Annotated in this window: 21 protein-coding genes and 2 tRNA genes; 19 read left to right on the top strand and 4 right to left on the bottom strand. The window is 70.8% G+C overall.

Annotation, left to right across the window (positions count from 1 at the left end; genetic code table 11):
- The first annotated feature begins 297 nt into the window (after positions 1–297).
- On the top strand, positions 298–492 hold the full coding sequence (locus ACY1JF_RS02675; RefSeq protein WP_215168989.1) for a hypothetical protein: 195 nt from the start codon (positions 298–300) through the stop codon (positions 490–492).
- Positions 493–537: 45 nt separating this feature from the next.
- Here ACY1JF_RS02675 and ACY1JF_RS02670 read toward each other — a convergent pair.
- Positions 538–611 (bottom strand) — tRNA-Gly (locus tag ACY1JF_RS02670).
- 163 nt (positions 612–774) lie between these two features.
- Between ACY1JF_RS02670 and ACY1JF_RS02665 the strand changes: the two genes are divergently transcribed.
- From ACY1JF_RS02665 to clpX, 5 genes are all read left to right on the top strand, one after another.
- Positions 775–851 (top strand) — tRNA-Pro (locus tag ACY1JF_RS02665).
- A gap of 215 nt (positions 852–1,066) precedes the next feature.
- The gene (gene tig / locus ACY1JF_RS02660) at positions 1,067–2,500 is read left to right on the top strand and encodes a trigger factor (protein WP_462703307.1); all 1,434 of its coding nucleotides are present in this window, start codon (positions 1,067–1,069) and stop codon (positions 2,498–2,500) included.
- A 436-nt stretch (positions 2,501–2,936) separates the two neighbouring features.
- On the top strand, positions 2,937–3,542 hold the full coding sequence (locus tag ACY1JF_RS02655) for an ATP-dependent Clp protease proteolytic subunit (protein ID WP_030858107.1): 606 nt from the start codon (positions 2,937–2,939) through the stop codon (positions 3,540–3,542).
- A 51-nt stretch (positions 3,543–3,593) separates the two neighbouring features.
- Positions 3,594–4,274 carry an ATP-dependent Clp protease proteolytic subunit gene (locus ACY1JF_RS02650; RefSeq protein ID WP_308288771.1) on the top strand — a complete coding sequence of 227 codons (681 nt, stop codon included), beginning with the start codon at positions 3,594–3,596 and terminating at the stop codon, positions 4,272–4,274.
- Between the two features lie 190 nt (positions 4,275–4,464).
- Positions 4,465–5,754: an ATP-dependent Clp protease ATP-binding subunit ClpX gene (clpX, locus tag ACY1JF_RS02645; RefSeq protein WP_462703306.1), complete on the top strand. Its 1,290-nt coding sequence runs from the start codon at positions 4,465–4,467 to the stop codon at positions 5,752–5,754.
- A gap of 74 nt (positions 5,755–5,828) precedes the next feature.
- Here clpX and ACY1JF_RS02640 read toward each other — a convergent pair whose 3' ends face one another.
- Entirely contained in the window at positions 5,829–6,893 is a 1,065-nt protein-coding gene (locus ACY1JF_RS02640) for a hypothetical protein (protein WP_462703305.1), read from the bottom strand.
- 136 nt (positions 6,894–7,029) lie between these two features.
- On the opposite strand from ACY1JF_RS02640, the gene ACY1JF_RS02635 reads away from it, so the two are divergent.
- The 11 genes from ACY1JF_RS02635 to ACY1JF_RS02585 all read left to right on the top strand — a co-directional run bounded on the left by ACY1JF_RS02635 (position 7,030) and on the right by ACY1JF_RS02585 (position 22,978).
- Positions 7,030–9,654, top strand: a complete 2,625-nt coding sequence (locus ACY1JF_RS02635) for a valine--tRNA ligase (RefSeq protein WP_462703304.1) — start codon at positions 7,030–7,032, stop codon at positions 9,652–9,654.
- Between the two features lie 151 nt (positions 9,655–9,805).
- Positions 9,806–11,317: a bifunctional tetrahydrofolate synthase/dihydrofolate synthase gene (gene folC, locus ACY1JF_RS02630; RefSeq protein WP_462703303.1), complete on the top strand. Its 1,512-nt coding sequence runs from the start codon at positions 9,806–9,808 to the stop codon at positions 11,315–11,317.
- 6 nt (positions 11,318–11,323) lie between these two features.
- Complete coding sequence (locus ACY1JF_RS02625) at positions 11,324–11,665, top strand: DUF4233 domain-containing protein (RefSeq protein WP_462703302.1); 342 nt, start codon at positions 11,324–11,326, stop codon at positions 11,663–11,665.
- A 388-nt stretch (positions 11,666–12,053) separates the two neighbouring features.
- Positions 12,054–12,467, top strand: a complete 414-nt coding sequence (gene ndk, locus ACY1JF_RS02620; protein ID WP_462703300.1) for a nucleoside-diphosphate kinase — start codon at positions 12,054–12,056, stop codon at positions 12,465–12,467.
- Between the two features lie 299 nt (positions 12,468–12,766).
- The gene (locus ACY1JF_RS02615) at positions 12,767–13,786 is read left to right on the top strand and encodes a rod shape-determining protein (protein WP_006133575.1); all 1,020 of its coding nucleotides are present in this window, start codon (positions 12,767–12,769) and stop codon (positions 13,784–13,786) included.
- 232 nt (positions 13,787–14,018) lie between these two features.
- The gene (mreC, locus tag ACY1JF_RS02610) at positions 14,019–14,966 is read left to right on the top strand and encodes a rod shape-determining protein MreC (protein WP_462703299.1); all 948 of its coding nucleotides are present in this window, start codon (positions 14,019–14,021) and stop codon (positions 14,964–14,966) included.
- Between the two features lie 14 nt (positions 14,967–14,980).
- Entirely contained in the window at positions 14,981–15,652 is a 672-nt protein-coding gene (gene mreD / locus ACY1JF_RS02605; RefSeq protein ID WP_462703298.1) for a rod shape-determining protein MreD, read from the top strand.
- Positions 15,653–15,894: 242 nt separating this feature from the next.
- Positions 15,895–18,162, top strand: a complete 2,268-nt coding sequence (gene mrdA, locus ACY1JF_RS02600) for a penicillin-binding protein 2 (protein ID WP_462703297.1) — start codon at positions 15,895–15,897, stop codon at positions 18,160–18,162.
- Positions 18,159–19,358 carry a rod shape-determining protein RodA gene (gene rodA / locus ACY1JF_RS02595; protein ID WP_462703296.1) on the top strand — a complete coding sequence of 400 codons (1,200 nt, stop codon included), beginning with the start codon at positions 18,159–18,161 and terminating at the stop codon, positions 19,356–19,358. The genes mrdA and rodA overlap by 4 nt, the downstream gene beginning before the upstream one ends.
- 61 nt (positions 19,359–19,419) lie before the next feature.
- Complete coding sequence (locus ACY1JF_RS02590; protein WP_462703295.1) at positions 19,420–20,931, top strand: CYTH and CHAD domain-containing protein; 1,512 nt, start codon at positions 19,420–19,422, stop codon at positions 20,929–20,931.
- An 88-nt stretch (positions 20,932–21,019) separates the two neighbouring features.
- Positions 21,020–22,978, top strand: coding sequence for a TIGR03960 family B12-binding radical SAM protein (locus ACY1JF_RS02585; protein ID WP_462703294.1), 1,959 nt, complete (start codon positions 21,020–21,022; stop codon positions 22,976–22,978).
- 157 nt (positions 22,979–23,135) lie between these two features.
- On the opposite strand, the gene ACY1JF_RS02580 is transcribed toward ACY1JF_RS02585, so the two are convergent.
- Both ACY1JF_RS02580 and ACY1JF_RS02575 read right to left on the bottom strand, forming a co-directional pair.
- Complete coding sequence (locus tag ACY1JF_RS02580) at positions 23,136–24,089, bottom strand: IS481 family transposase (RefSeq protein ID WP_462703293.1); 954 nt, start codon at positions 24,087–24,089, stop codon at positions 23,136–23,138.
- A 205-nt stretch (positions 24,090–24,294) separates the two neighbouring features.
- Positions 24,295–24,579 carry a transposase gene (locus ACY1JF_RS02575; RefSeq protein ID WP_462703292.1) on the bottom strand — a complete coding sequence of 95 codons (285 nt, stop codon included), beginning with the start codon at positions 24,577–24,579 and terminating at the stop codon, positions 24,295–24,297.
- 326 nt (positions 24,580–24,905) lie between these two features.
- On the opposite strand from ACY1JF_RS02575, the gene ACY1JF_RS02570 reads away from it, so the two are divergent.
- Together ACY1JF_RS02570 and ACY1JF_RS02565 are read left to right on the top strand one after the other, a co-directional pair.
- The gene (locus ACY1JF_RS02570) at positions 24,906–24,989 is read left to right on the top strand and encodes a putative leader peptide (RefSeq protein ID WP_462703481.1); all 84 of its coding nucleotides are present in this window, start codon (positions 24,906–24,908) and stop codon (positions 24,987–24,989) included.
- A 100-nt stretch (positions 24,990–25,089) separates the two neighbouring features.
- Positions 25,090–26,397: a sulfite oxidase gene (locus tag ACY1JF_RS02565; RefSeq protein ID WP_462703291.1), complete on the top strand. Its 1,308-nt coding sequence runs from the start codon at positions 25,090–25,092 to the stop codon at positions 26,395–26,397.
- Positions 26,398–26,450: the final 53 nt, after the last annotated feature.

Here is a 26,450-nt window from a genome sequence, read left to right as displayed (position 1 = left end):
TGACGGCGTGTCGGTGGGCCCGCCGCGACAGTCCGGCATGCCGGTGGGCGCGTTGTGCGGGACCGGAGCCGAACCGGTCGTACTTTCCTCCCCGGTACCCCTTCGCACCACTGCGCGGACCAGGGGTGCCGGGGCGCCGGGGGCGGCGTGGTGCGCGGCGGACCCGTGGGGCGCCGGTAGACGTTGTGTCACGGTTCGCATGAGGCGGCCGGGTTGGTGGCACGATGGTTCCTGGCGGGGGTGCGCGAGCCGTACCCCCGGGCCGGGAGAGCGGACCGACCTAGGGTGTGATCAGTTGTGGCCATTTCACTGTCTGTGGTGCTGCTGTTGGCGATCATCCTGGTGGTGCTCATCCGCGGGGGATCCCTCAAGGCCGGCCCCGCGATCGTCGCGGTGCTCTTCGGCTTCTTCCTCGCCTCCACGGGCATGGCCCCGTCGATCAACCGCTTCATGAACTCGATAGCGGAGACGATCAACTCGATCAGCTTCTGAGAACGCCCCAGGGCCCGGTTCGCGGAACCGGGCCCTGGGGTCCTCTGGAGCGGGCGACGGGAATCGAACCCGCGTAGCCAGTTTGGAAGACTGGGGCTCTACCATTGAGCTACGCCCGCACAGCACGCGCCGCGGATCACGCGCGGCGGCACTGGAGGCATCGTAGCGGGTCGGCCCCCCTCGTCGCACACCCCGTCGCCGTCGGCGCCGGTCCGGCGCGGTCGCCCGGGGAATGTGGGGGTCCGCGGGGCCGTCGGCATGTACCCTACGTGTCGCACCAGACGGGGTGTGGCGCAGCTTGGTAGCGCGTCCGCTTTGGGAGCGGAAGGCCGTGGGTTCAAATCCCGCCACCCCGACCACCGGCCACCGGCTGCCCGGCGGCCGTCCGGCCGATCACCTCGCACGATCGCGCCGTTTCGGCGTGATCGCCTTTTGGGCCGTGTACCCGCTGCCGTTACTATGCAAGCTGCACGCCCGTGTGTCTCATCCTGTGCAGTCTCCCGGGCGGCGAACATCGGCCGGGCCGCTCTGGCTCCGGCAGAACCCAAGAAGTCAGCCACAAGGAGACCGAACCGTGAAGAGCGCCGTGGAGAACCTGAACCCGACTCGGGTTCGGCTCACTGTCGAGGTGCCCTTCGAGGAGCTCAAGGACAGCCTCGACGCGGCGTACAAGAAGATCAACCAGCAGGTCACGGTGAAGGGCTTCCGCAAGGGCAAGATCCCGGCCCGCATCATCGACCAGCGGTTCGGCCGCGGTGCGGTGCTGGAGGAGGCCGTCAACGACGCCCTCCCGAAGTTCTACACCGAAGCCGTCAACGAGGCCGAGGTGGACCCGCTGGGCCAGCCCGAGGTCGACATCACGGAGCTGAAGGACGGCGAGACGCTGAACTTCACCGCCGAGGTCGACGTCCGCCCGTCGATCGAGATCCCGGACTTCTCCGGCATCGAGGTCGAGGTCGACGCGGTCGAGGTCAGCGACGAGGACGTGGAGAAGTCGGTCGAGCAGCTCCGTGAGCGCTTCGCCTCCACCTCCCCGGTCGAGCGGGCCGCCGAGGACGGCGACGTCGTCACCATCGACCTGGAGGCCAAGGTCGGCGGCGAGGTCCTGGAGGACGGCGTCGCCAGCGGCGTCTCCTACACCATCGGCTCCGGCGAGCTGCTCGACGGCATCGACGAGGCCGTCAAGGGCCTGCGGGCCGGCGAGGAGGCCACCTTCACCTCCGAGCTGAAGGGCGGCTCGGCGGCCGGCCAGGAGGCCGAGGTCACCGTCAAGGTCAGCCAGGTCGCCGCGCGCGAGCTGCCCGAGCTGGACGACGACTTCGCCCAGCTCGCGTCCGAGTTCGACACCCTCGACGAGCTGAAGGCCGACAGCCGCAAGCGCCTCGAGAACATGAAGCAGTACGACCAGGCCACCCAGGCCCAGGAGCGCGTCCTGGACAAGCTCCTGGAGCTGGTCGAGGTCCCCGTCCCCGAGAAGCTCCTCGAGGACGAGGTCAACACGCGCAAGCACAACCTGGAGCACCACCAGCTCGGCCAGATGGGCCTCGACCTCGCGAAGTACCTGGAGATCCAGGGCAAGACCGAGGAGGAGTTCGAGACCGAGACCCGGGAGGCCGCGGTCAAGGGCATCAAGACCCAGTTCGTCCTCGACGAGCTGGTCAAGCAGGAGAAGCTCAACGTCAACCAGGAGGAGCTCACCGAGCACCTCATGCGCCGCGCCGCCTCCTCCGGCATGTCCCCCGACCAGTTCGCCCAGGCCGTCGTCGAGCAGGGCCAGGTCCCGCTCCTGGTCGGCGAGGTCGCCCGCGGCAAGGCCCTGGCCGCCGTGGTCGAGAAGGCCACGGTCAAGGACACCAACGGCGAGATCGTCGACCTGAGCGACGACGAGGAGGAGGAGACGGCCGAGGCCGCCACCGACACCCCCGCCGAGGACGCCTCCGCCGAGGACACCCCCGCCGAGGACACCTCCGCCAAGGACGCCCCGGCCGAGGAGAAGACCGAGGGCTGACCCTCGCGCCGTGTCCGACGGACGCGGACGGGCCCCGAGACGCGATCGCTTCTCGGGGCCCGTCGCGATCAGCCACCGCCACCCCGCCCGCCGGACACCGCCGCCGCCCCCGCCGGGCACCGCCGCCACCGCCCCCGCCGGGCACCGGCGTGCCCGCCCGTCCGGTGGCCGCCGCCGCTCCCCGCAGGCGCCGCCAGGGGCGCGGGAACCGCGCGCCCGGCCGCAGCGGACCCCCGGCCGCCCACAACCCGAAGTCACCGCGGCGCTACGCCCCCGGCGAACACCCCACTTCGCGGGATTCCCCGAAGGGACCCGCGCGTTAGGGTCCATGAATACGAGGGCAGTGGAGTCCCCGAAGACGGCTCCAGCCCCGCAGGGAAACGTGAGACGGCCCGGCGCCGTCGTAAGACGAGCAGGTGGATACGTGACGAATCTGATGCCCTCAGCCGCCGGCGAGCCCTCCATCGGTGGTGGCCTCGGCGACCAGGTCTACAACCGGCTGCTCGGCGAGCGGATCATCTTCCTCGGCCAGCCGGTCGACGACGACATCGCGAACAAGATCACCGCACAGCTGCTGCTCCTTGCCTCCGACCCGGACAAGGACATTTACCTGTACATCAACAGCCCGGGCGGTTCGATCACGGCCGGCATGGCGATCTACGACACCATGCAGTACATCAAGAACGACGTGGTGACCATCGCCATGGGCCTCGCGGCCTCGATGGGTCAGTTCCTGCTCAGCGCGGGCACGCCCGGCAAGCGCTTCGCGCTCCCGAACGCCGAGATCCTGATCCACCAGCCCTCCGCCGGCCTGGCCGGCTCCGCCTCGGACATCAAGATCCACGCGGAGCGGCTGCTGCACACGAAGAAGCGCATGGCCGAGCTCACGGCTCAGCACACCGGCCAGACGGTCGAGCAGATCACCCGCGACTCGGACCGCGACCGCTGGTTCGACGCCTTCGAGGCCAAGGAGTACGGCCTCATCGACGACGTCATCGCCACGGCCGCGGGCATGCCGGGCGGCGGCGGCACGGGCGCCTGAGCCCCCTTTTCGCCCCCAGCCGACCGCCTCAGCCTCTTTCCAGGAGACACTGTGAACGACATCCCCGGCAGCGGCCTGTACGACCGCACCCGCGCCGAGTACACCGGCCCCACGGCCGAGTCCCGCTACGTCATCCCCCGCTTCGTCGAGCGCACCTCCCAGGGCGTGCGCGAGTACGACCCGTACGCGAAGCTCTTCGAGGAGCGGGTGATCTTCCTCGGCGTCCAGATCGACGACGCCTCCGCCAACGACGTCATGGCGCAGCTGCTGTGCCTGGAGTCGATGGACCCCGACCGGGACATCTCGATCTACATCAACAGCCCCGGCGGCTCCTTCACGGCCCTGACGGCCATCTACGACACGATGCAGTACGTGAAGCCGGACATCCAGACGGTCTGCATGGGCCAGGCGGCCTCCGCCGCCGCCGTCCTGCTCGCCGCCGGCACCCCCGGCAAGCGCATGGCGCTGCCCAACGCCCGCGTGCTGATTCACCAGCCGTACAGCGAGACCGGCCGCGGCCAGGTCTCCGACCTGGAGATCGCCGCCAACGAGATCCTGCGGATGCGCACGCAGCTGGAGGAGATGCTGGCCAAGCACTCCACCCAGGAGATCGACAAGATCCGCGAGGACATCGAGCGCGACAAGATTCTCACGGCCGAGGACGCGCTCTCCTACGGTCTGATCGACCAGATCATCACCACCCGGAAGATGGACAACTCCTCCCTCCGCTGAGGCGAGCTGAGGCAAGAGGCTGTATCGTCTGCCGCCCCTTGGCATGGTCCGGCGCGGGTCACGTCAACGCGAACCGTGCCAAGGGGGGCCCGGACGGGGGCCCAGGCAAGGTACCGTCGACATAAGGCAGCACCAGGAGTCCGCTGGACCTCGGCGTCCAGGAGTCTCCCAGGCGAAGGGGAAGCACACCGTGGCACGCATCGGTGACGGCGGCGATCTGCTCAAGTGCTCGTTCTGCGGCAAGAGCCAGAAGCAGGTCAAGAAGCTCATCGCAGGGCCCGGTGTGTACATCTGCGACGAGTGCATCGACCTCTGCAACGAGATCATCGAGGAGGAGCTGGCCGAGACCAGCGAGGTCCGCTGGGAGGAGCTCCCCAAGCCCCGCGAGATCTACGAGTTCCTCGAGGGGTACGTGGTCGGCCAGGAGGCCGCCAAGAAGGCGCTCTCCGTCGCGGTGTACAACCACTACAAGCGGGTCCAGGCCGGTGAGAACGGCGGTGCCCAAGGCCGCGAGGACGCCATCGAGTTGGCGAAGTCCAACATCCTGCTGCTGGGCCCCACGGGCTCCGGCAAGACCCTGCTGGCGCAGACGCTGGCGCGCATGCTGAACGTCCCGTTCGCGATCGCCGACGCCACGGCGCTCACCGAGGCGGGCTACGTCGGCGAGGACGTCGAGAACATCCTGCTGAAGCTGATCCAGGCGGCCGACTACGACGTCAAGAAGGCCGAGACCGGGATCATCTACATCGACGAGATCGACAAGGTCGCGCGCAAGAGCGAGAACCCGTCGATCACGCGCGACGTGAGCGGCGAGGGCGTCCAGCAGGCGCTGCTCAAGATCCTCGAGGGCACGACGGCCTCGGTGCCGCCGCAGGGCGGCCGCAAACACCCCCACCAGGAGTTCATCCAGATCGACACGACGAACGTGCTGTTCATCGTGGGCGGTGCCTTCGCGGGCCTGGAGAAGATCATCGAGGCCCGGGCCGGCGCCAAGGGCATCGGCTTCGGCGCGCAGATCCGTTCCAAGCGGGAGCGCGAGTCGCAGGACCACTTCCAGGAGGTCATGCCGGAGGACCTGGTCAAGTTCGGCATGATCCCCGAGTTCATCGGCCGGCTTCCGGTGCTCACCTCCGTGCACAACCTCGACCGCGAGGCCCTGCTCCAGATCCTGGTCGAGCCGCGCAACGCGCTGGTCAAGCAGTACCAGCGCCTGTTCGAACTCGACGGCGTGGAGCTGGACTTCGAGCGCGAGGCGCTGGAGGCCATCGCCGACCAGGCGATCCTGCGCCAGACCGGCGCCCGCGGCCTGCGCGCCATCATGGAGGAGGTCCTCCAGGGCGTGATGTACGAGGTGCCGTCCCGCAAGGACGTCGCCCGGGTCGTCATCACGGCCGACGTGGTCCTCTCCAACGTCAACCCGACGCTGATCCCCCGGGACTCGCGCGGCGGACGCGGCCCCGGCGAGCAGAAGTCGGCGTAGCCGCCACACGGATGTGACGAGGGGCCCCGGCCGTCCGGCCGGGGCCCCTCGTCACATCCGTGTCCGTCCGCCGGTCACGAGGCGACGCGGACCTCCGCGCGGAGCCTCTTGGTGATGTCCACGACCTCGTCCTTGCTCATGCCGGCCTCGGCCGAGCCCGGCGACACCATCGCGATCGTGCTGTGGTCCGCCCAGGCGCAGAACCAGTCGGAGGTCTCCTCCTCGCTGATCGGGTTGAGGCCCGTGGCCTGCTGGCACTTCATGAGGGCGCCGTCGATGTCCACGGCCTCGGGCTCACCGACGAGTTCGGGCGTGGTGGTGCCGCTGCCGGAGGAGTCCTCCGAGGACGACTTCCGCGCCTTCGAGAAGAAGTTGTCCAGGGCTGCCTCGGGGTCGTCGATCTCCCCGTAGACACCGATCAGCATGAGCGTCGAGAAATCGGTCGACAGCGAACCGGGGTCGCTCGGGTCGTAGCTGTCCAGGTCCATGGTCGAGTACACGCCGACCACGGACGTACCGTTCCTGACGCCGCTCGCGAAGTCCTCCGTGGTGTCGGAGCTCCCGGTACCGCTGTCGGACAGGATCTTGTACTCGCCGTCCAGCACGGTCTCCGGCGCCGTCAGCTTGTGCGCTCCGTCGTCCGCCACGGAACCGGAACCGCCGCCCGCGCCGAAGACGAAGTACAGGCCCACCCCGATCGCCGCGGCCACCGCGACCGCGCCGACTATCAGCCCGGCCTTCTTCCCGCCGCCGGCCGGCGGCGGGGGCTGCGGAACCCCGTAGGGAGCCTGCCCGTACGGCGGCTGCTGTCCGTAGGGACCGCCCTGCTGTCCGTACGGCGGCGGCTGCTGTCCGTACGGCGGCTGCTGTCCGTAGGGGCCGCCCTGCTGTCCGTACGGCGGCTGCGGCGGCGGTCCCTGCGGGGGCGGCGGCGGGTAGCCGTAACCGGGCTGCGGCTGGGGCGGGCCCGGCGGGACCTGCGGAGGGGTGGCCGGCTGCTGGGGGTAGCCGTAGCCGGGCTGCGGTGCCCGGGGCGGCTGCGGCGGGCCGTACGGCCCCGGCTGCCCGTACGGACCGGGCTGCTGACCGGGGTGCGGGGGCTGCTGCCCGCCGTACGGACCCGGCTGGTTCTCACTCATCTCTGGGTTCCCCTCCAGATGTTCACGCGTTCCCGACATCCTGGCCCAGGAGCCGTCCGCGCAGGGCACCGGGGATCGCACCGTTACAAACGAAACGGGTTTCGGGACTCGGTCGCGACACCTCTAAACTGGCCCGGTGACCGAGAACACTCAGCAGCCGCAATCAGCGCCCACGACCGATCTGCCGACCCAGTACACGCCGGCCGACGTAGAGGGGAAGCTGTACGAGCGCTGGGTGGAACGGGGCTACTTCACCGCCGACGCCAAGAGCGAGAAGCCCCCGTACACCATCGTCATCCCGCCGCCGAACGTCACCGGCTCGCTCCACCTGGGCCACGCCTTCGAGCACACGCTGATCGACGCCCTCACCCGCCGCAAGCGCATGCAGGGCTACGAGACGCTCTGGCAGCCCGGCATGGACCACGCCGGTATCGCCACCCAGAACGTCGTCGAGCGGGAGCTGGCCAAGGAGGGCAAGTCCCGTCACGACCTCGGTCGCGAGGCGTTCGTCGAGCGGGTGTGGCAGTGGAAGGCCGAGTCCGGCGGGCAGATCGCCGGCCAGATGCGGCGCCTGGGTGACGGCGTCGCCTGGGACCGCGACCGCTTCACCATGGACGAGGGACTCTCCCGCGCCGTCCAGACCGTCTTCAAGAAGATGTTCGACGACGGCCTCATCTACCGCGCCGAGCGCATCATCAACTGGTGCCCGCGCTGCCTGACGGCGATCTCGGACATCGAGGTCGACTACCAGGACGACGACGGCGAGCTGGTCTCCATGCGGTACGGCGACGGGGAGGACACCGTCGTCGTCGCGACCACCCGCGCCGAGACGATGCTGGGTGACACCGCGGTCGCCGTCCACCCGGACGACGAGCGCTACGCGCACCTCATCGGCAGGCGGATCAAGCTCCCGCTGACCGGGCGGACGATCCCCGTCGTCGCGGACACCCACGTCGACCCGGAGTTCGGCACCGGCGCCGTCAAGGTGACGCCCGCGCACGACCCGAACGACTTCGCCATCGGCCGGCGCCACGACCTGGAGTCGATCGAGGTCCTGGACGAGCGCGGCGTCATCACCGCCCACGGCCCCTTCGAGGGACTCGACCGCTTCGAGGCGCGTTCGGCGATCGTCGCCGCGATGCGGGCCGAAGGCCGGATCGTCGCCGAGAAGCGGCCGTACGTGCACTCGGTCGGGCACTGCTCGCGGTGCAAGACGACGCTGGAGCCGCGGCTGTCGCTGCAGTGGTGGGTGAAGGTCGAGACGCTCGCGAAGGCGGCCGGCGACGCGGTCCGCGACGGACGGGTGGACATCCACCCCGCCGATCTGTCGCAGCGCTACTTCGACTGGGTCGACAACCTCAACGACTGGTGCATCTCGCGCCAGCTGTGGTGGGGCCACCGCATCCCGGTCTGGCACGGCCCCGACGGCGAGACCGTCTGCGTCGGCCCCGACGAGCAGCCGCCGAGCGGTGCGGGATGGGAGCAGGACACCGACGTCCTCGACACCTGGTTCTCCTCCGGCCTCTGGCCGTTCTCCACGCTCGGCTGGCCGGAGCGGACCGAGGACCTCGCGAAGTTCTATCCGAACTCCGTCCTGGTCACCGGGTACGACCTGATGTTCTTCTGGGTCGCCCGGATGATGATGTTCGGCCTGTACGCGATGGACGGCGAGGCCCCCTTCCGGACCATCGCGTTCCACGGGATGGTCCGGGACGAGCACGGCAAGAAGATGTCGAAGTCGTTCGGCAACACCGTCAATCCGCTGGACTGGATGGACAAGTACGGCTCCGACGCCGTCCGCTTCACCCTGGCCCGCGGCGCCAACCCCGGCACCGACGTGCCGATCGGCGAGGACTGGGTCCAGGCGTCCCGCAACTTCGCCAACAAGATCTGGAACGCCACGCGCTTCGCGCTGATGAACGGCGCCACGGTCGAGGGCCCGCTGCCGGAGGCGTCCGAGCTGTCGTCCACCGACCGCTGGATCCTGTCCCGGCTGAACCGCACGGTCGCCGCCGTGGACGCGTACTACGAGGACTACCAGTTCGCCAAGCTCTCCGACGCCCTCTACCACTTCGCGTGGGACGAGGTCTTCGACTGGTACGTCGAGCTGTCCAAGACCACGTTCCAGGCGGGCGGGGCCGCGGCCGAGGTCAGCAAGCGCGTCCTCGGCGAGGTCCTCGACGTCACGCTCAGGCTGCTGCACCCGGTCGTCCCGTTCGTCACCGAGGAACTGTGGACGACGCTGACCGGTGGCGAGTCGGTCGTCATCGCCGAGTGGCCCACCGACAGCGGCTTCCGCGACGAGGCCGCCGAGCGCGAGATCGAGCTGGTCCGGTCCGTCATCACCGAGGTCCGCCGCTTCCGCGCCGACCAGGGCCTCCAGCCCGGCCAGCGGGTCCCGGCCCGCCTCACCCTGGAGGGCACGGCCCTCGCCCCGCACGAGCCGGCCGTCCGCCAGCTGCTGCGCCTCCAGCCGGAGGGCGACTCCTTCACGGCGACGGCGACCCTGCCGGTGGCGGGTGTGGAGGTCGCCCTCGACCTCTCCGGCGCGATCGACGTGGCGGCGGAGCGCAAGCGCCTCGCCAAGGACCTCGCCGCCGCCGAGAAGGAGAAGGCCCAGGCCACCGCCAAGCTCGGCAACGAGGCGTTCCTGGCCAAGGCCCCGGACCACGTGGTCGACAAGATCCGCGGCCGGCTGGCCAAGGCGGAGGAGGACCTGACCCGCATCCAGGCCCAGCTGGACCGGTTGCCGCAGGCGTAAGGCGCTCCCCCCCCCACGGGGTCCCCGGCGCCTTCCCGGCGCCGGGGACTCCGTGCGGGCGCGGGGAACCGCGCGACCAGCCACAACACCCGCGCTCGCCCGCGAAGGCCAGCCGCCGCGCCCCCGGGGGCGCACTCGTAGACTGGGCCCTGTGAGCGACAACCCCGCCGACGCCCAGCCCGACCCCCTCGACTCCTTCGACGAGATCATCGACGCGGAGACCACCCGCGACCCCGACCTCGCCGTGATCGAGGCCGGCAGCCGCACTCTGCGCACCCAGGGCGGCCCCCCGCAGGCCGACGTCCCCGCCCGCCCCGAGGACCCCGAGGTCGACAAGGCGCTGCGCGAGGTCGAGGCGGAGCTGGCCACCCGCTGGGGCGAGACCAAGCTGGAGCCGTCCGTCACCCGGATCGCCGCCCTGATGGACGTCCTGGGCGAGCCCCAGCGCTCGTACCCGTCGATCCACATCACCGGCACCAACGGCAAGACCTCCACCGCCCGCATGGTCGAGGCCCTGCTCGGCGCCTTCGAGCTGCGCACCGGCCGGTACACCTCGCCGCACGTCCAGTCGGTCACCGAGCGGATCAGCCTGGACGGCGCCCCGGTCAGCGCCGAGCGCTTCATCGAGACGTACCGGGACCTCAAGCCGTACGTCGAGATGGTCGACGCGCGGCAGGAGTACCGCCTCTCCTTCTTCGAGGTGCTCACCGGCATGGCGTACGCCGCCTTCGCGGACGCCCCCGTCGACGTCGCCGTCGTCGAGGTCGGCATGGGCGGCAGCTGGGACGCCACCAACGTCATCGACGGGGACGTCGCCGTCGTCACCCCGATCGACCTCGACCACACCGACCGGCTCGGGAACACCACCGCCGAGATCGCCGGCGAGAAGTCCGGGATCATCAAGCAGGACGCCACCGTGATCCTGGCCCAGCAGCCGGTGGACGCGGCCCAGGTCCTGCTGAAGAAGGCCGTGGACGTGGACGCCACGGTGGCCCGCGAGGGCCTGGAGTTCGGCGTCGTCTCCCGCCGGGTCGCCGTCGGCGGACAGCTGCTCACCCTGCGCGGCCTGGGCGGCGAGTACACCGACGTGTACCTGCCGCTGCACGGCGCCTACCAGGCGCACAACGCCGCCGTCGCGCTCGCCGCCGTCGAGGCGTTCTTCGGCGTGGGCGCCCAGCGCCCCGACCCGCTGGACATCGACACCGTCCGCAAGGCGTTCGCCGCCGTCGCCTCGCCGGGCCGCCTGGAGGTCGTACGGACCTCCCCGACCGTCGTGCTGGACGCCGCCCACAACCCGGCCGGCGCCCGCGCCACCGCCGAGGCGGTGGGGGAGGCGTTCGACTTCAGCCGGCTGATCGGCGTGGTCGGCGCGAGCGGCGACAAGAACGTCCGGGGGCTCCTGGAGGCCTTCGAGCCGATCTTCGCGGAGGTCGTCGTCACCCAGAACTCCAGCCACCGGGCGATGGACGCCGACGCGCTGGCGGCCGTCGCCGTCGAGGTGTTCGGCGACGACCGCGTCCAGGTCGAGCCGCGGCTGCCGGACGCGCTGGAGGCCGCGATCACGCTGGCCGAGGAGGAGGGCGAGTTCGCCGGCGGCGGCGTCCTCGTCACCGGTTCCGTCATCACCGTCGGCGAGGCCCGACTGCTGCTGGGAAGGGGCTGACATCCCGTGCGTACCCTCTGCTCCTCGACCCTGATCGGCGAGTTCCTCGTGATCGGCTTCGCCGGGCTGGTCGCCATGAAGGACCCCGGCCTCACCATGGGCGCGGTGTGGACGGTCAGCGGCATCGCGATGTTCCTGTGCGTGGTGCTGTGCGGCGTGGTCACCCGCCCCGGCGGCGTCGTCCTCGGCTGGGCCCTGCAGATCGCCCTGATCGCGTCCGGGCTCGTCGTCCCGATGATGTACGTCCTCGGGGTCGTCTTCGCCGGCCTGTGGTGGGCGTCGGTGCACTACGGCAGGAAGATCGACGAGGCGAAGGCGAGGTTCGCGGCACAGGCCGACGCGGCCTGACCTCCGGGGCCGGGGCCGGGGCCGGGGCCGTGCGGGGGCGGTGCCACCTGGGGGGCCGGGGCCGTGCGGGGGCGGTGCTGTCCGGGTTTCGGGTGCGTGGGGGACGGTGCTGTCTGACCTTCGGGTCCGTGTGGGGGTCGGAGCCGTCTGACTGCCGGGTCCGTGTGGGGGTCGGAGCCGTCCGACCCCCAGGTCCGTGGGGACGTTGCCGTCGCCCGGCCCCGGGTCCGCGTGGGACCGGAGGCCGCCCGGCCCCGGGTCCGCGTGGGACCGGAGGCCGCCCGGCCCCCGGGTCCGCGTCTGAGGCTGACGCTGCGTGACGGGCGCTCCCGCGCGCCCGGTAATCTCAGTCCCCACCCGCACGACCTCACCTTCCAAGGAGCCCGCAGTGACCCAGCGCACCCTCGTCCTCCTCAAGCCCGACGCCGTCCGTCGTGGCCTGATCGGCGAGATCATCAGCCGTATCGAGCGCAAGGCCGGCTGGCGGATCACCGCGCTGGAACTGCGGACCCTGGACCAGGAGACCCTGGAGCAGCACTACGGCGAGCACAAGGGCAAGCCGTTCTACGAGCCGCTCGTGGAGTTCATGGCCTCCGGCCCGGTCGTCGCGATGATCGTCGAGGGCGAGCGGGTCATCGAGGGCGTGCGCGCCCTGGCCGGCCCCACCGACCCGATCGCCGCGGCGGCCGGCTCCATCCGCGGTGACTACGGCGTGATCGTCCGGGAGAACCTGATCCACGCCTCCGACTCCGAGGAGTCCGCCGAGCGCGAGCTGAAGATCTTCTTCCCGGGCCGCGACTGAACCGACCGTTCCCTTTTTCCTGACGGTGTGTCAGCCAAATGGCCCACCTGACCAGGGCGGTCGTGCAAAAGCGACCGCCCTGTGACATATGCGTGCCGATCGGGGGAACGTTTGCCTCCGTCGGCCCGTCTCCACAAGCGAGGCAGTACGTGATCTGCTGACAATGGCGAAGACCCTCGCGCAGTGCTCGCGAAAGCGCGTCTACGATGGAAGCCTTCACGCCACTGCACCCACTTCGCCGACCTGAAAAGCTCTCGAAAGCTCTTGGGAAGGCCAGTCGAATCCTGATGGGGAACTCAATGTCGTTCATCGGCCGTGACATGGCTGTCGACCTCGGGACCGCCAACACGCTGGTGTACGTCAGGGGTCGCGGGATCGTACTCAACGAGCCGTCCGTCGTCGCCATCAACACCAACACCGGCGGCATTCTGGCGGTCGGTGCCGAAGCGAAGAAGATGATCGGGCGCACGCCCGGCAACATCGTTGCCGTGCGACCGCTGAAGGACGGTGTGATCGCCGACTTCGAGATCACCGAGCGCATGCTCCGCTACTTCATCCTGAAGATCCACAAGCGGCGCTATCTGGCTCGTCCGCGCGTCGTCGTCTGTGTGCCCTCGGGCATCACCGGCGTCGAGCGCCGTGCCGTCATCGAGGCGTCGTCCCAGGCCGGCGCCCGCCAGGTGCACATCATCGAGGAGCCCATGGCCGCGGCCATCGGCTCCGGCCTGCCGGTCCACGAGGCCACGGGCAACATGGTGGTCGACATCGGCGGCGGCACCACGGAGGTCGCGGTCATCTCCCTCGGCGGCATCGTCACCGCCCAGTCCATCCGCGTCGCGGGCGACGAACTGGACAACGCCATCATCCAGCACATCAAGAAGGAGTACTCCCTGCTGCTGGGTGAGCGGACGGCCGAACAGATCAAGATCACGATCGGCTCGGCGTACGACCTCGACACCGACGAGCACACCGAAATCCGCGGCCGGGACCTGGTCTCCGGACTGCCCAAGACCGTCGTCATCTCCGCCGCCGAAGTGCGCAAGGCGATCGAGGAACCGGTCAACGCCATCGTCGACGCCGTCAAGACCACCCTCGACAAGTGTCCGCCGGAGCTGTCCGGCGACATCATGGACCGGGGTATCGTCCTGACCGGCGGCGGCGCGCTGCTGCGCGGACTCGACGAGCGGCTGCGCCGGGAGACCGGCATGCCGATCCACATCGCCGAGGACCCGCTGGACAGCGTGGCGCTCGGCTCCGGCAAGTGCGTCGAGGAGTTCGAGGCGCTCCAGCAGGTGCTGGACGCCCAGCCCCGCAGATGACGTGACGCTTCGGTCCCGCCGTACGAGACGATCTCCTCTCGTGCGGCGGATCGTTGATATAGAGACATGGGAACACCCGTTGCGCCCGCCGCCGGGCGGGCCGGGTGCCATCGCCGCACAACAGAAGAACCACTGACGTACCGGTTGCGTATCGCCCAGGCATGACCTGTGCACCGCCTACGCACCGCCGACGAATTCCCGAATTCCGACGAGGAAGGCACGGCCGCCGCACGTGAGGGACACGAAAGAGAGCCGGCTGCTCCTGGTGCTGCTGATCGCCGTCGCGTTCGCGCTGATCACGGTGGACATCCGCGGCGGGGAGGATTCCCCGGTCGACGGTGCCCGGCAGGCCGCGGCCACCGTCTTCGGCCCGATCGAGAGCGGGGTGTCGTCCGCCGTGGACCCCGTCGGCAACGCGATCTCCGCGATCCGTGACTCCGGTGACCGGCACGACCGGCTCGCGCGGCTGGAGCAGGAGAACGCGGCCCTGAAGGCGAAGCTCGGCAGCGACGACCGCGCCCGCAGCCGCCTGGCGCAGCTCGACAAGATGCTCAAGACCGCCGGGGAGGGCCAGTACGGCATCAAGGGTGCCCAGGTCATCGGCATAGGAGCGGCCCAGGGCTTCTCCTGGACCGTCACCCTGGACGTCGGCGCCGAGGACGGCATCGAGCGGGACATGACCGTCCTCAACGGCGACGGCCTGGTCGGCCGCGTCACCACGGTCGGCCCCGGCTCCTCCACCGTGCTGCTCGCCAGCGACCCCGACTTCACCGTCGGCACCCGCATGGAGAACGGCGACGAACTCGGCTTCGCCTCCGGCCAGGGCGACCGTCCGCTCCGCGTCGAACTGCTCAACGGCAAGGCCGAGGTGAAGAAGGGCGACCGTCTGGTCACCTTCGGCTCCCAGGGCGACAAGCCCTTCGTGCCCGGCGTCCCCGTCGGTGTCGTCTCCCGCGTCGACCCCTCCGGCGGCGACCTGACCCGCACCCTCTACGTCACGCCGTACGTCAGCTTCACCAAGCTCGACATCGTCGGTGTCGTCGTCCAGGCCCCGAAGAAGGACCCCCGCGACACAGTGCTCCCCGACAAGCCGAAGCCGACCCCCACGCCCACCGTGACGGTGACCGTGACGCCGTCCGCCGAGGCGCCCGCCGACGGCCAGTTCCAGTCCGAGCAGTAGGAGCCACGAGTCCCATGCGCGTCAACCGCATCCTGCTGTCCGCCCCCCTGGTCGTCGTCGCCCTGGTGATCCAGGTCAGCGTGCTGGCCCGGCTCCACCTGCCCGGCGCCGTCCCCGACCTGCTGCTGCTCACCGTCCTCGGCCTCGCCCTGGTCTACGGCCACACCGGCGGCGCCCTGGTCGGCTTCGGCGCCGGCCTGCTCGCCGACCTCGCCCCGCCCGCCGACCACGCCGCCGGGCGCTACGCCCTCGTGCTGTGCGTCATCGGCTACCTGGCCGGCCTCGCCCGGCCCGACAACGGCCGACTGAAGTCCGCCACCGGTCCGATGGCCGTCGTGGTCGTCGCCGCCGTCGGCTCCACGCTGCTCTACGCCGGGGTGGGTGCCCTGGTCGGCGACACCGCCGCCCGCCATGTCGGCCTGGGCGGACTGCTGTTCACCGCCGCCCTCTACGACCTGCTGCTCGCCCCGTTCGTGGTCCCCGGGATCATGGCCCTGGCCCGGCGCGCGGAGAACGACCCGCTCGCCGACACCGGCTCCGCCGCCCAGACCACCGACATCTCCTCCGGCTGGCTCGCCGGCGGCACCGGCCTGCGCGTCGGCGGCCAGAAGAACGGCCTGCGGCTGAAGGCGGCCCGGGCCCGGGTCGCCCGCGCCGGACGCATCAAGGGGGTCAAGCGGCTGTGAACCGGACACATCACCGGACGGGCCGGGGCCAGGCGGCGGCGAGCCGGACGCATCACCGGACGGGCCGGGGCCAGGCGGCGGCGAGCCGGACGCACCACCGGACGGGCCGGGGCCAAGCCGCGGCCGGAGCGGGCGAGTTCACTCGAACGGGTGTGCCGAGACGGAACGCGACCGCACAGCCCGACCGTTCATCATCCGTACGCGCACACACGTCGGCGCACTGAGAGGGGGCGGCAACCGCAGTGACCAACATCCCCGAGACCGGTCGGAGCACACGCGTCCAGACCCGGCTCATCGTCATCCAAGTCCTCGTGCTCTCCCTCCTGTGCACCCTCGGCGGCCGGCTCTGGTACCTCCAGATCCGCGAGGGCGACGCCTACGCCAAGGAAGCCTCCGGCAACCACGTGCAGCAGGTCGTCCAGCCCGCCGTCCGCGGCTCCATCCTGGACGCCCGCGGCGTGGCCCTCGCGGACAACGAGACCCGCCTGGTCGTCTCCGCCTCCCGCACCGACCTGCTGAAGATGAAGGACGACGGCGAAGCCGTCCTCACCAAGCTCGCCGGGGTCCTGGGCATGCAGCCCAAGGACGTCATGGAGAAGGTCCGCCTCTGCGACGCCGAGACCCCCCAGCCCTGCTGGAACGGCTCGCCCTACCAGCCCATCCCCATCACCGACGAGGCCACCGCCAAGCAGGCCCTCCAGATCCGCGAGCGCTCCGAGGAGTTCCCCGGCATCACCGCCGAGCCCCAGGCCGTACGCCGCTACACCGCGCCGGGCCAGGCCAACACCGCCCAGGTCCTCGGCTACCTCTCCCCGGTCACCGACGACGAGATCCAGCAGGCCCAGGACACCGACTCGCCCTTCCTGCGCTCCGACCAGGTCGGCCGCAGCGGCCTGGAGCGCCAGTACGACAAGGCACTGCGCGGCAAGGCCGGCGTCACCCGCTACGAGGTCGACAACCTCGGCCGGGTCATCGGCGAGGCGGAGTCCGACGCCGCCCAGCCCGGCGACAACCTGGTCACCAGCATCGACGCCCGCGTCCAGCGCATCGCCGAGTACGAGCTGAACGAGGCGATGAAGGCCGCCCGCAAGGAGTACGACCGCAACACCGGCACCAACTACAAGGCCGACTCCGGCGCGGTCGTGGTGATGGAGGCCAAGACCGGCCGCGTCGTCGCCATGGCCTCCAACCCGACCTACGACCCCAACGCCTGGGTCGGCGGCATCTCCGCCGCCGACTACAAGAAGCTCACCGGGAAGAACTCCAACTACCCGCTGCTCAACCGGGCCATCCAGGGCCAGGCCGCCCCCGGCTCCGTCTTCAAGGTGGTCTCCACCTCCGCCGCCGTCGAGGCCGGCTACGACTTCGACGGCGGCTACGACTGCTCCAGCTCCTACTCGGTCGGCGGCCAGGTCTTCAAGAACTTCGAGTCCGCCAACTACGGCTCGATCGACCTCGGCCGCGCCCTCGAGGTCTCCTGCGACACCGTCTTCTACCGCCTCGCGCACCAGGAGTGGAAGAAGGACGGCGGCATGGACGGCAAGAACGCCAACGACTACTTCTACAAGGCCGCCCACCAGTTCGGCCTCGGCGAGGAGACCGGCATCGACCTCCCCAACGAGGTCACCGGCCGCGTCCCCGACCGCCAGTGGAAGCAGGAGTACTGGGAGGCCAACAAGGACGCCTGGTGCAAGACCGGCAAGAAGGACGGCTCGTACGTGGAGAAGATCGCGTACGAGAACTGCCTCGAAGGCAACAAGATGCGCGCCGGTGACGCCATCAACTACTCCATCGGCCAGGGCGACACCCTCGTCACCCCCATCCAGATGGCCACCATCTACGCCGCCATCTCCAACGGCGGCACCCTCTACGACCCCTCCGTCGGCAAGGCCGTCATCAGCGCCGACGGCAAGGACGTCGAGGAGATCGAGCCCAAGTCGCACGGCAAGCTGCCGATAAGCAAGGACACCCTCGACAAGATGGACGCCGCTCTCGCGGGCGTCGCCACCAACGGAACGGCCGCCTGGCGGTTCCAGGGCTGGCCGCAGGACGAGATCCCGATGCACGCCAAGACCGGTACCGCGGAGGTCCACGGCAAGCAGACCACGTCCTGGTTCGCCACGTACACCGAGGACTACGCGATCGTCATGACGATCTCCCAGGGCGGCACCGGCTCCGGCGCCTCCGGCCCGGCCGTCCGCAACATATACGACGCCCTGTACGGCGTCTCCGACGACGGCGAGATCGACCAGAAGAAGGCGCTGCTCCCCACACCGCAGAAGAGCCTGCCGAAGGTCAAGTCGGACGGCACCATCGCCGCCCCGAAGATCTCCGACGACCCGGTCAAGGACCAGCAGGCCACCGAGGAGGACGAGTACGCCCCGCTCGACGGCACCGAGCAGGGCGCGACCGTCGCCGACCAGGACACCGGCAACCGCCAGACCCGCCGCCGACGGCGCGGCGGCTGCCCGGGCGACCGCGGGCGCAGGACGCGCAGGAGGCTCACATGACCGGGGTCAACAGCTTCCAGGTCTCCGGCTACGGACCCGAGCGCGCGGGCTGGACCCGCGTCTTCGCCCGCGACTCGGTGGCCCGCCGACTGGACTGGCCGATACTGCTGGCCGCCGGCGCCCTGTCCCTGCTCGGCACCCTGCTGGTCTACTCGGCCACCCGCAACCGCACCGAGCTCAACCAGGGCGACCCGTACTACTTCCTGCTCCGCCACCTGCTCAACACCGGCATCGGCCTCGCCCTGATGGTCGCCATAGTCTGGATCGGCCACCGCACGCTGCGCACGGCCGTGCCGCTGCTGTACGGCGCCTCCGTGTTCCTGATCCTGCTGGTGCTCACCCCGCTGGGCTCCACCATCAACGGCGCCCACTCCTGGATCAAGCTCCCCGGCGGCTTCTCCCTGCAGCCCTCGGAGTTCGTCAAGCTCACCATCATCCTGGGCATGGCGATGCTGCTGGCCACCCGCGTCGACGCGGGCGACAAGCAGCACCCCGACCACCGCACGGTGCTCCAGGCGCTCGGCCTCGCCGTCGTCCCCATGCTGATCGTGATGCTCATGCCCGACCTCGGGTCGGTCATGGTCATGGTCATCATCGTGCTGGGCGTGCTGCTCGCCTCCGGCGCCTCCAACCGCTGGGTGTTCGGCCTGATCGGCGCGGGCACGGCCGGCGCCCTCGCGGTGTGGCAGCTCGGCATCCTGGACGAGTACCAGATCAACCGCTTCGCCGCCTTCGCCAACCCCGAACTGGACCCGGCGGGCGTCGGCTACAACACCAACCAGGCCCGCATCGCCATCGGTTCCGGCGGCCTCACCGGCTCCGGCCTCTTCCACGGGTCGCAGACCACCGGCCAGTTCGTCCCCGAGCAGCAGACGGACTTCGTCTTCACGGTCGCCGGCGAGGAACTGGGCTTCGTCGGCGCGGGGTTCATCATCCTGCTCCTGGGCGTCATCCTGTGGCGTGCCTGCCGCATCGCCCGCGACACCCCCGACCTCTACGGCACGATCGTCGCCGCCGGGATCGTCGCCTGGTTCGCCTTCCAGTCGTTCGAGAACATCGGGATGACCCTCGGCATCATGCCGGTGACCGGCCTGCCCCTCCCCTTCGTCTCCTACGGCGGCTCCTCCATGTTCTCGGTGTGGATGGCCGTCGGCCTGCTCCAGTCCATCACCGTGCAGCGGCCCATGTCGGCCTAGCGCCGCCGGTCGCCTCCCCGCCAGGAGGTGATCGGCGGCCGATGCCGGGTACGTACGCCCCATGGCGGACACCAAGCGTGAGATCGAGCGGAAGTACGAGTCCGACGGCGACAGCGGCGGCCTCCCCGACCTGACCGGTGTGGCCGGCGTCGCGACCGTCGCCGACCGGGGCGTCGCCCACCTCGACGCCACCTACTACGACACCGCCGACGAGCGCCTCGCCGCCCACGGCATCACCCTGCGCCGCCGCACCGGGGGTCCGGACGCGGGCTGGCACCTCAAACTCCCCGTCGCCCCGGGCGAGCGCGAGGAGATCCACGCCCCGCTCTCCGACACCCTCCCCGACGAACTGGCCGCGCTGGTCCGCTCCCGGGTCCGCGGCGCCGAACTGCTCCCTGTCGTCCGGCTGCGCTCGGACCGCGACGTGCGCGACCTCCTCGACGCGCGGGGCCGGCCGCTCGCCGAGGTCGGCCTGGACACGGTGCACGCCGAACGGCTCAGCGGCGGCGTCGGCGACACCCGCTGGACCGAGATCGAGGTGGAGCTGGCCGACGGCGGCGACCCGGCCTTCCTCGACAAGGTGGAGAAACGGCTGCGCGGGAGCGGCCTGCGCCCCGCCGCCCACTCCTCCAAGCTGGCCCGCGCACTCGCCGAGACGGCCCCGGCCAGGACCCGGGGCCCCGCGCCCGCCGGGGAGCCGGTGAACGCCGGCGACCACGTCCTGGCCTATGTGCGGGAGCAGCGGGACGCGATCGTCGACCTCGACCCGGCCGTCCGCCGGGACGCGCAGGACGCCGTGCACAGCATGCGGGTGGCGACGCGCAGGCTGCGCAGCACCCTCAAGTCGTTCCGCGCCGTACTGGACCGCTCCGTCACCGACCCGGTCGGGGACGAGCTGAAATGGCTGGCGGGCGTCCTCGGCGAGGACCGCGACCGCGAGGTGCTCACCGCACGGCTGACGGCCACCCTCGAGGACGTACCGCACGACCTGGTCCACGGCCCGGTCGCCGAGCGGATGCGGAAGTGGTCCGGCGCCGAGCACGGCGGCGCCCGCGGCCGGCTCCTCGCCGTCCTCGACTCCCACCGCTACCTCACCCTGCTCGACACCCTGGACACCCTGCTCACCACCCCGCCCCTGCGCGAGGCCGCCGGCGAGAAGCCCCACAAGGTGCTCGCCAAGGCGGTCCGCAAGGACTTCCGCAAGGTCTCCGCCCTGATCGCACACGCCCTGGACGCCGACCCCGGCACCGACCGCGACGTGGCGCTGCACGAGGCCCGCAAGAAGGCCAAGCGCACCCGGTACGCGGCGGAGGCGGCCGTACCGGCCCTCGGCAAACCGGCGAAAGCCGTGGTCAAGTCCATGAAGGAGCTGCAGAACCGGCTCGGCGAGCACCAGGACGCCGTGATGGCACGCGCGGCCCTGCGCGAACTGTCCGCGGTCGCCCACGCCGCCGGGGAGGACACCTTCACCTACGGCCTCCTGCACGAGCGCGAGCGGTGCCGGGCGACCGGGGTGGAGGCCGAGCTGCCCGCCTTCTGGGACGGCGTGAAGGACGCGACGGCCGCCCTGTGACCGTCCGGCGTGCGGGTGACGCCCCGGGACCGCGTTAGGCTAGATGGTCACCCCTGCCAGTTCAGTCCAGCTCACGAAGGTGCGCGAGATGTCTGCCGAAGTCGCTGCGGCCGCGGAGTCCGTTTTCCCGCAGCTCGAAGCTCTGCTCCCGCATGTGCAGAAGCCGATCCAGTACGTCGGCGGAGAACTCAACTCGACCGTCAAGGACTGGGACTCCTGCGACGTCCGCTGGGCGCTGATGTACCCGGACGCCTACGAGGTCGGCCTGCCCAACCAGGGCGTCATGATCCTCTACGAGGTGCTCAACGAGCAGCAGGGCGTCCTCGCCGAGCGCACCTACAGCGTGTGGCCGGACCTGGAGGCCCTGATGCGGGAGCACAAGGTCCCGCAGTTCACGGTGGACAGCCACCGACCGGTGAAGGCCTTCGACCTCTTCGGCCTCTCCTTCTCCACGGAGCTGGGCTACACCAACATGCTCGCCGCGCTCGACCTGGCCGGCATCCCCCTGGAGGCCAAGGACCGCGGCCTCGACGACCCGATCGTCCTGGCCGGCGGCCACGCCGCGTTCAACCCGGAGCCGATCGCCGACTTCATCGACTGCGCCGTGATCGGCGACGGCGAGCAGGCGGTCCTGGAGATCACCGCGATCGTCCGCGCCTGGAAGGCCGAGGGCCGCCCCGGCGGCCGGGAGGAGCTCCTCTTCCGCCTCGCCCGCACCGGCGGTGTCTACGTCCCCGGCTTCTACGACGTCGAGTACCTCCCCGACGGCCGCATCGGACGCGTCGTACCGAACCGCTCCGGCGTGCCGTGGCGCGTGTCGAAGCACACCGTCATGGACCTCGACGAGTGGCCCTACCCCAAGCAGCCGCTGGTCCCGCTCGCCGAGACCGTCCACGAACGCATGTCGGTGGAGATCTTCCGCGGCTGCACCCGTGGCTGCCGCTTCTGCCAGGCCGGCATGATCACCCGCCCGGTGCGCGAGCGCTCCATCACCGGCATCGGCGAGATGGTCGACAAGGGCCTGAAGGCGACCGGCTTCGAGGAGGTCGGCCTCCTCTCCCTGTCGTCCGCGGACCACTCGGAGATCGGCGACATCGCCAAGGGCCTGGCCGACCGCTACACCGAGGACAAGATCGGCCTCTCCCTCCCCTCCACCCGCGTCGACGCCTTCAACATCGACCTGGCCAACGAACTGACCCGCAACGGCCGCCGCTCCGGCCTCACCTTCGCCCCCGAGGGCGGTTCGGAGCGCATCCGCAAGGTCATCAACAAGATGGTCTCGGAGGACGACCTGATCCGGACGGTCGCGACGGCCTACGGCAACGGCTGGCGCCAGGTGAAGCTGTACTTCATGTGCGGCCTGCCCACCGAGACCGACGACGACGTCCTCCAGATCGCCGACATGGCGGCGAACGTCATCCAGAAGGGCCGCGAGGTCTCCGGCTCCGGCGACATCCGCTGCACCGTCTCCATCGGCGGCTTCGTCCCCAAGCCCCACACCCCCTTCCAGTGGGCCCCGCAGCTCTCCGCCGAGGAGACCGACGCCCGCCTGGCCAAGCTGCGCGACAAGATCCGCGGCGACAAGAAGTACGGCCGTTCCATCGGCTTCCGCTACCACGACGGCAAGCCCGGCATCGTCGAGGGACTCCTCTCCCGCGGCGACCGCCGCGTCGGCGCCGTCATCCGCGCCGTCTACGACGACGGCGGCCGCTTCGACGGCTGGCGCGAGCACTTCTCCTACGACCGCTGGATGGCCTGCGCCGACAAGGCGCTCGCCCCCTTCGGCGTGGACGTCGACTGGTACACCACCCGCGAGCGCTCCTACGAGGAGGTCCTGCCCTGGGACCACCTGGACTCGGGCCTCGACAAGGACTGGCTCTGGGAGGACTGGCAGGACGCCCTCGACGAGACGGAGGTCGAGGACTGCCGGTGGACGCCCTGCTTCGACTGCGGGGTGTGTCCTCAGTTCGACACATGGCCACAACTGAGCGAGAGCGGCAAGAAGCTGCTGCCGCTGACGGTCAAGAAGTCGTCTCCGACCAGCTGAAACGGAGGACCGGGGGTGGACGGGCCGTTGCGACGCATCGCTGAGGTTGTGGCGGATGCCACAGAGGGAGACGTAGTGACGGTACTGAGCGCGCTCGGCGTGCAGAGGGGGCGGCAGCGGCCGGTGCAGAGCGTGCCTAGAACGCCGCTGCCGCCGCCTAGGTGTATTGCCTCGTGAGGTTGGGGACGCGGCCGGCGGGTGGTCGGCCCTTCAGTGCGGTGTGTCCGCGGTGGTGATTGTAGGTGTGCAGCCAGCCGGGGAACGCTTCGCGTCGTTCCTGCTCGCTGCGGTAGGGGCGGGCGTAGGCCCATTCGTCGAGCAGGGTGCGGTTGAAGCGTTCGACCTTGCCGTTGGTCTGGGGCCGGTAGGGACGGGTGCGCTTGTGGGCGATCCCGGCCGCGGTGAGCAGGTCGCGCCAGTCGCGTGAGCGGTAGCAGGAGCCGTTGTCGGTCAGGACACGTTCGACGGTAATGCCGGCCTGGGTGAAGAACACCCGGGCCCGGCTCCAGAAGCCGGTGGCGGTCTCCTTCTTCTGGTCCGTGTGGATCTCGCTGCAGGCGAGGCGGGAGTGGTCGTCGACGGCGGTGTGGAGGTAGCTGTAGCCGGTCCCGGAACGGGTTTTGCGGCCGGCCTGGCGGCCCAGGACTTTGTGTCCGCCGCCGTCGGGGATGTTGCCGAGCTTCTTGATGTCCACGTGGACCAGCTCGCCGGGCCGCTCGCGTTCGTAGCGGCGTATGACCCGGCCCGTTGCCCGGTCCAGGTGGGTGAGGCGGGCCAGGCCGAAGCGGGTCAGCACCCGGTGCACGGTCGAGGGCACCAGCCGCAGGAGATGGGCGATGCGGGCCGGTCCCCAGCGGCGCAGGACGCGGACCTTGATGATCCGGCGTTCGGTGCGGGTCGGGGTGCGGCGTGGGCTGGTGTGCGGGCGGGAGGAGCGGTCGCGCATGCCGGCCTCGCCGAATGTCCGGTAGCGGTCGGCCCAGCGCTGGGCCGTGGTCGGCGAGACCTGGGAGCGTTCCGCGGCCCGGCGCAGGGGCCAGCCGTCCTCGGCCACGCAGCGGGCCAGACGCAGCCGTCCGGTCTCGGTCAGAGGTGCATCACGGTGGGACACGAGGGCCTTTCGCTCAGGTGTAGACGTCGCAATCCACACCGAACCGGAAGGCCCTCACCTGTTCAAGATCCCTCAGCCGGGACCTGGCTCACCCGTCCACAACCTCCCGGGACAGAACAGAACCCGGACCTCGACAGGTTCAGCACGGTGCCCAGCCGCTTCACGCCGAAGGCGTCGCGACGGTCGGCAACGAACTCGAAGCGGCTCACCAGTTCGTCCCGCCCGCAAAATATTTGGCCGCCCGGCGCAGGATGTCGCGTTCCCTCTCCAGCTCGCGGACCTGCTCGCGCAAGGCCGCGATCTCCGCGTCCTTCGTGGACTGTGCGACCGCCTCGGGCCGCTCGGCATGCTCCGCGGTCCTGATCCACTGCCGCAGCGTCTCGTGGTTCACGCCGAGCTCGGCGGCGATGCGCGAGACGGGCCGGCCCGACGAACGGGCCGGCGCCACCGCGTCCGCCCGGAACTCCGCCGAGTATTTACAGGTCCCCACCTGGGACTCCTCTCCCTGGACTCAAAATCCAGTGTCGAGGTGTCCACGAGCAAGGTGGAGGGCCCGCCTTTCTGTTGCCGTTGCCGAACGGCTTCGCCCTCTGCCCCGAAGGCGCCGCCGCCCGCGTCCTGCGGTCATCCTGCGGAGAATCCGGCCGGTCAGGCAGCGCACCCGCTTTCCTGGGACCGCCGGTACCAGGGTGGAGGGCGGGCACGTGACGCCGCGAGGCGCCGAAGGTCCCGTGCCCGACCCGGTCCGGCAGTCCCGCCGTGCCGTGCGGTAACGGGACCGTTGACACGTGCCGGGGCGCGTGCTTGCATCCCGGCATGTCTCCGTTGGAGCCGCTGACCCGCCGCCGTGCCGTGGACCTCGTCCGCGTGGCCGCCGCGCTGTGTCGGCTCCCCGGCTGACCGGTTCGCCACCCGGTTCACGCTTTCCGGTTTTTCTTCCCGACGGCCGCGCACGCGCCGCCGTGCTCCGCAGCCCCGATGACGTCTGACGAGGATCGCCATGCCCGCTGCCGGTTCCGCCACCCACCACACCACCGTCCCGACCGTCCCGACCGTCACGACCGACGAGACCGCCTACGACCACCGCAGGCTGCGCCAGTGGCTCGCCGGGGAGGCCCGGGCGGACGGCGTCACGCGGCGCCGACTGCTCACCCTGCTCGCCGCGACCGCCACCGCCACCGCGCTCCCCGCCCCGACGCCGTCCCGCGCCGCCGACTCCCCGATCGTCAAGCCGCTGCCACCCGAGTGGTTCGTCCAGCGTGGCACCAACGCCGAGACCCGCTGGGAGGCGCTGCGCGACACCGGCCACCACACGCCCAACGAACGGTTCTTCGTCCGCAACCACACGGCGACCCCCGTCCTGGACGCCGCCGACTGGCGGCTGGCCCTGTGGGGCGACGGGCTGCGCGGCGCGCCCGCCGAGGACCGGCCGGTGGAGTTCGGGTACGACGACCTGCGGGCCCTGCCCGCCGTCACCCGCACCGCGTTCGTCGAGTGCGCCGGGAACGGCCGCAGTCACTACACCACCCAGCAGGGCGAGACGGTCACCGGCACCGCCTGGACGCTGGGCGCGATCGGCGTGGCCCGCTGGCACGGGGTGCGGCTGGCCGACGTGCTGCGCCGGGCCGGGCTGTCCCGGTACGCCGTGGACGTGCAGCCCCGGGGGCTGGACGCCGAGTACGTCAGCGGCGGCGAGAGCCTGGGCCGGGTGCGCCGCCCGCTGCCGCTGGCCAAGGCGCTGGACGACGTACTCCTCGCGTACGAGATGAACGGCGAGCCGCTGCCGTACGACCACGGGTACCCGGTGCGGGTGCTGGTGCCGTCCTGGGTGGGGATCGCCTCCGTCAAGTGGGTCGGCGACATCCAGGTGTCGGCGCAGCCCCTGTACTCGCCGTGGAACACCACCTTCTACCGGCTGTTCGGCCCGGCCTACCCGGCGGAGGGCAGCGCGCCGCTGACCCGGCAGACGGTCAAGAGCGCCTTCGAGCTGGCGAGCGGCGCGACGTTCCCGGCGGGGGAGGACCAGGTGCTGCACGGCCGGTCCTGGTCCGGTGCGGGCGCCGTGGCGCGGGTCGACGTCAGCACGGACGACGGGGCGAGCTGGCGGCGGGCCCGGCTGCACGACCGGCCGCGTCCCGACACCTGGACGCGCTGGTCCCTGCCCTGGACGCCCGGCACGCCCGGCCCGACGCACCTGCTGGCCCGCGCCACCGACACGGCGGGCCGCACCCAGCCGGACACCGCCGTGTACAACACGCAGGGCTACCTGTTCGACGCGGTGGTACGGCACCCGGTGACCGTGGTCTGACACCGCCGCCCCGGGCGCGGTGGCCGGCGACGGCCGTCCTCACCGACGCCCGG

The sequence above is a fragment of the Streptomyces sp. SYSU D01066-1 genome, from assembly GCF_054956795.1.
The sequence above is the reverse complement of the archived record's forward strand: the minus strand, read 5'-3'. Positions and strand labels throughout refer to the sequence as shown.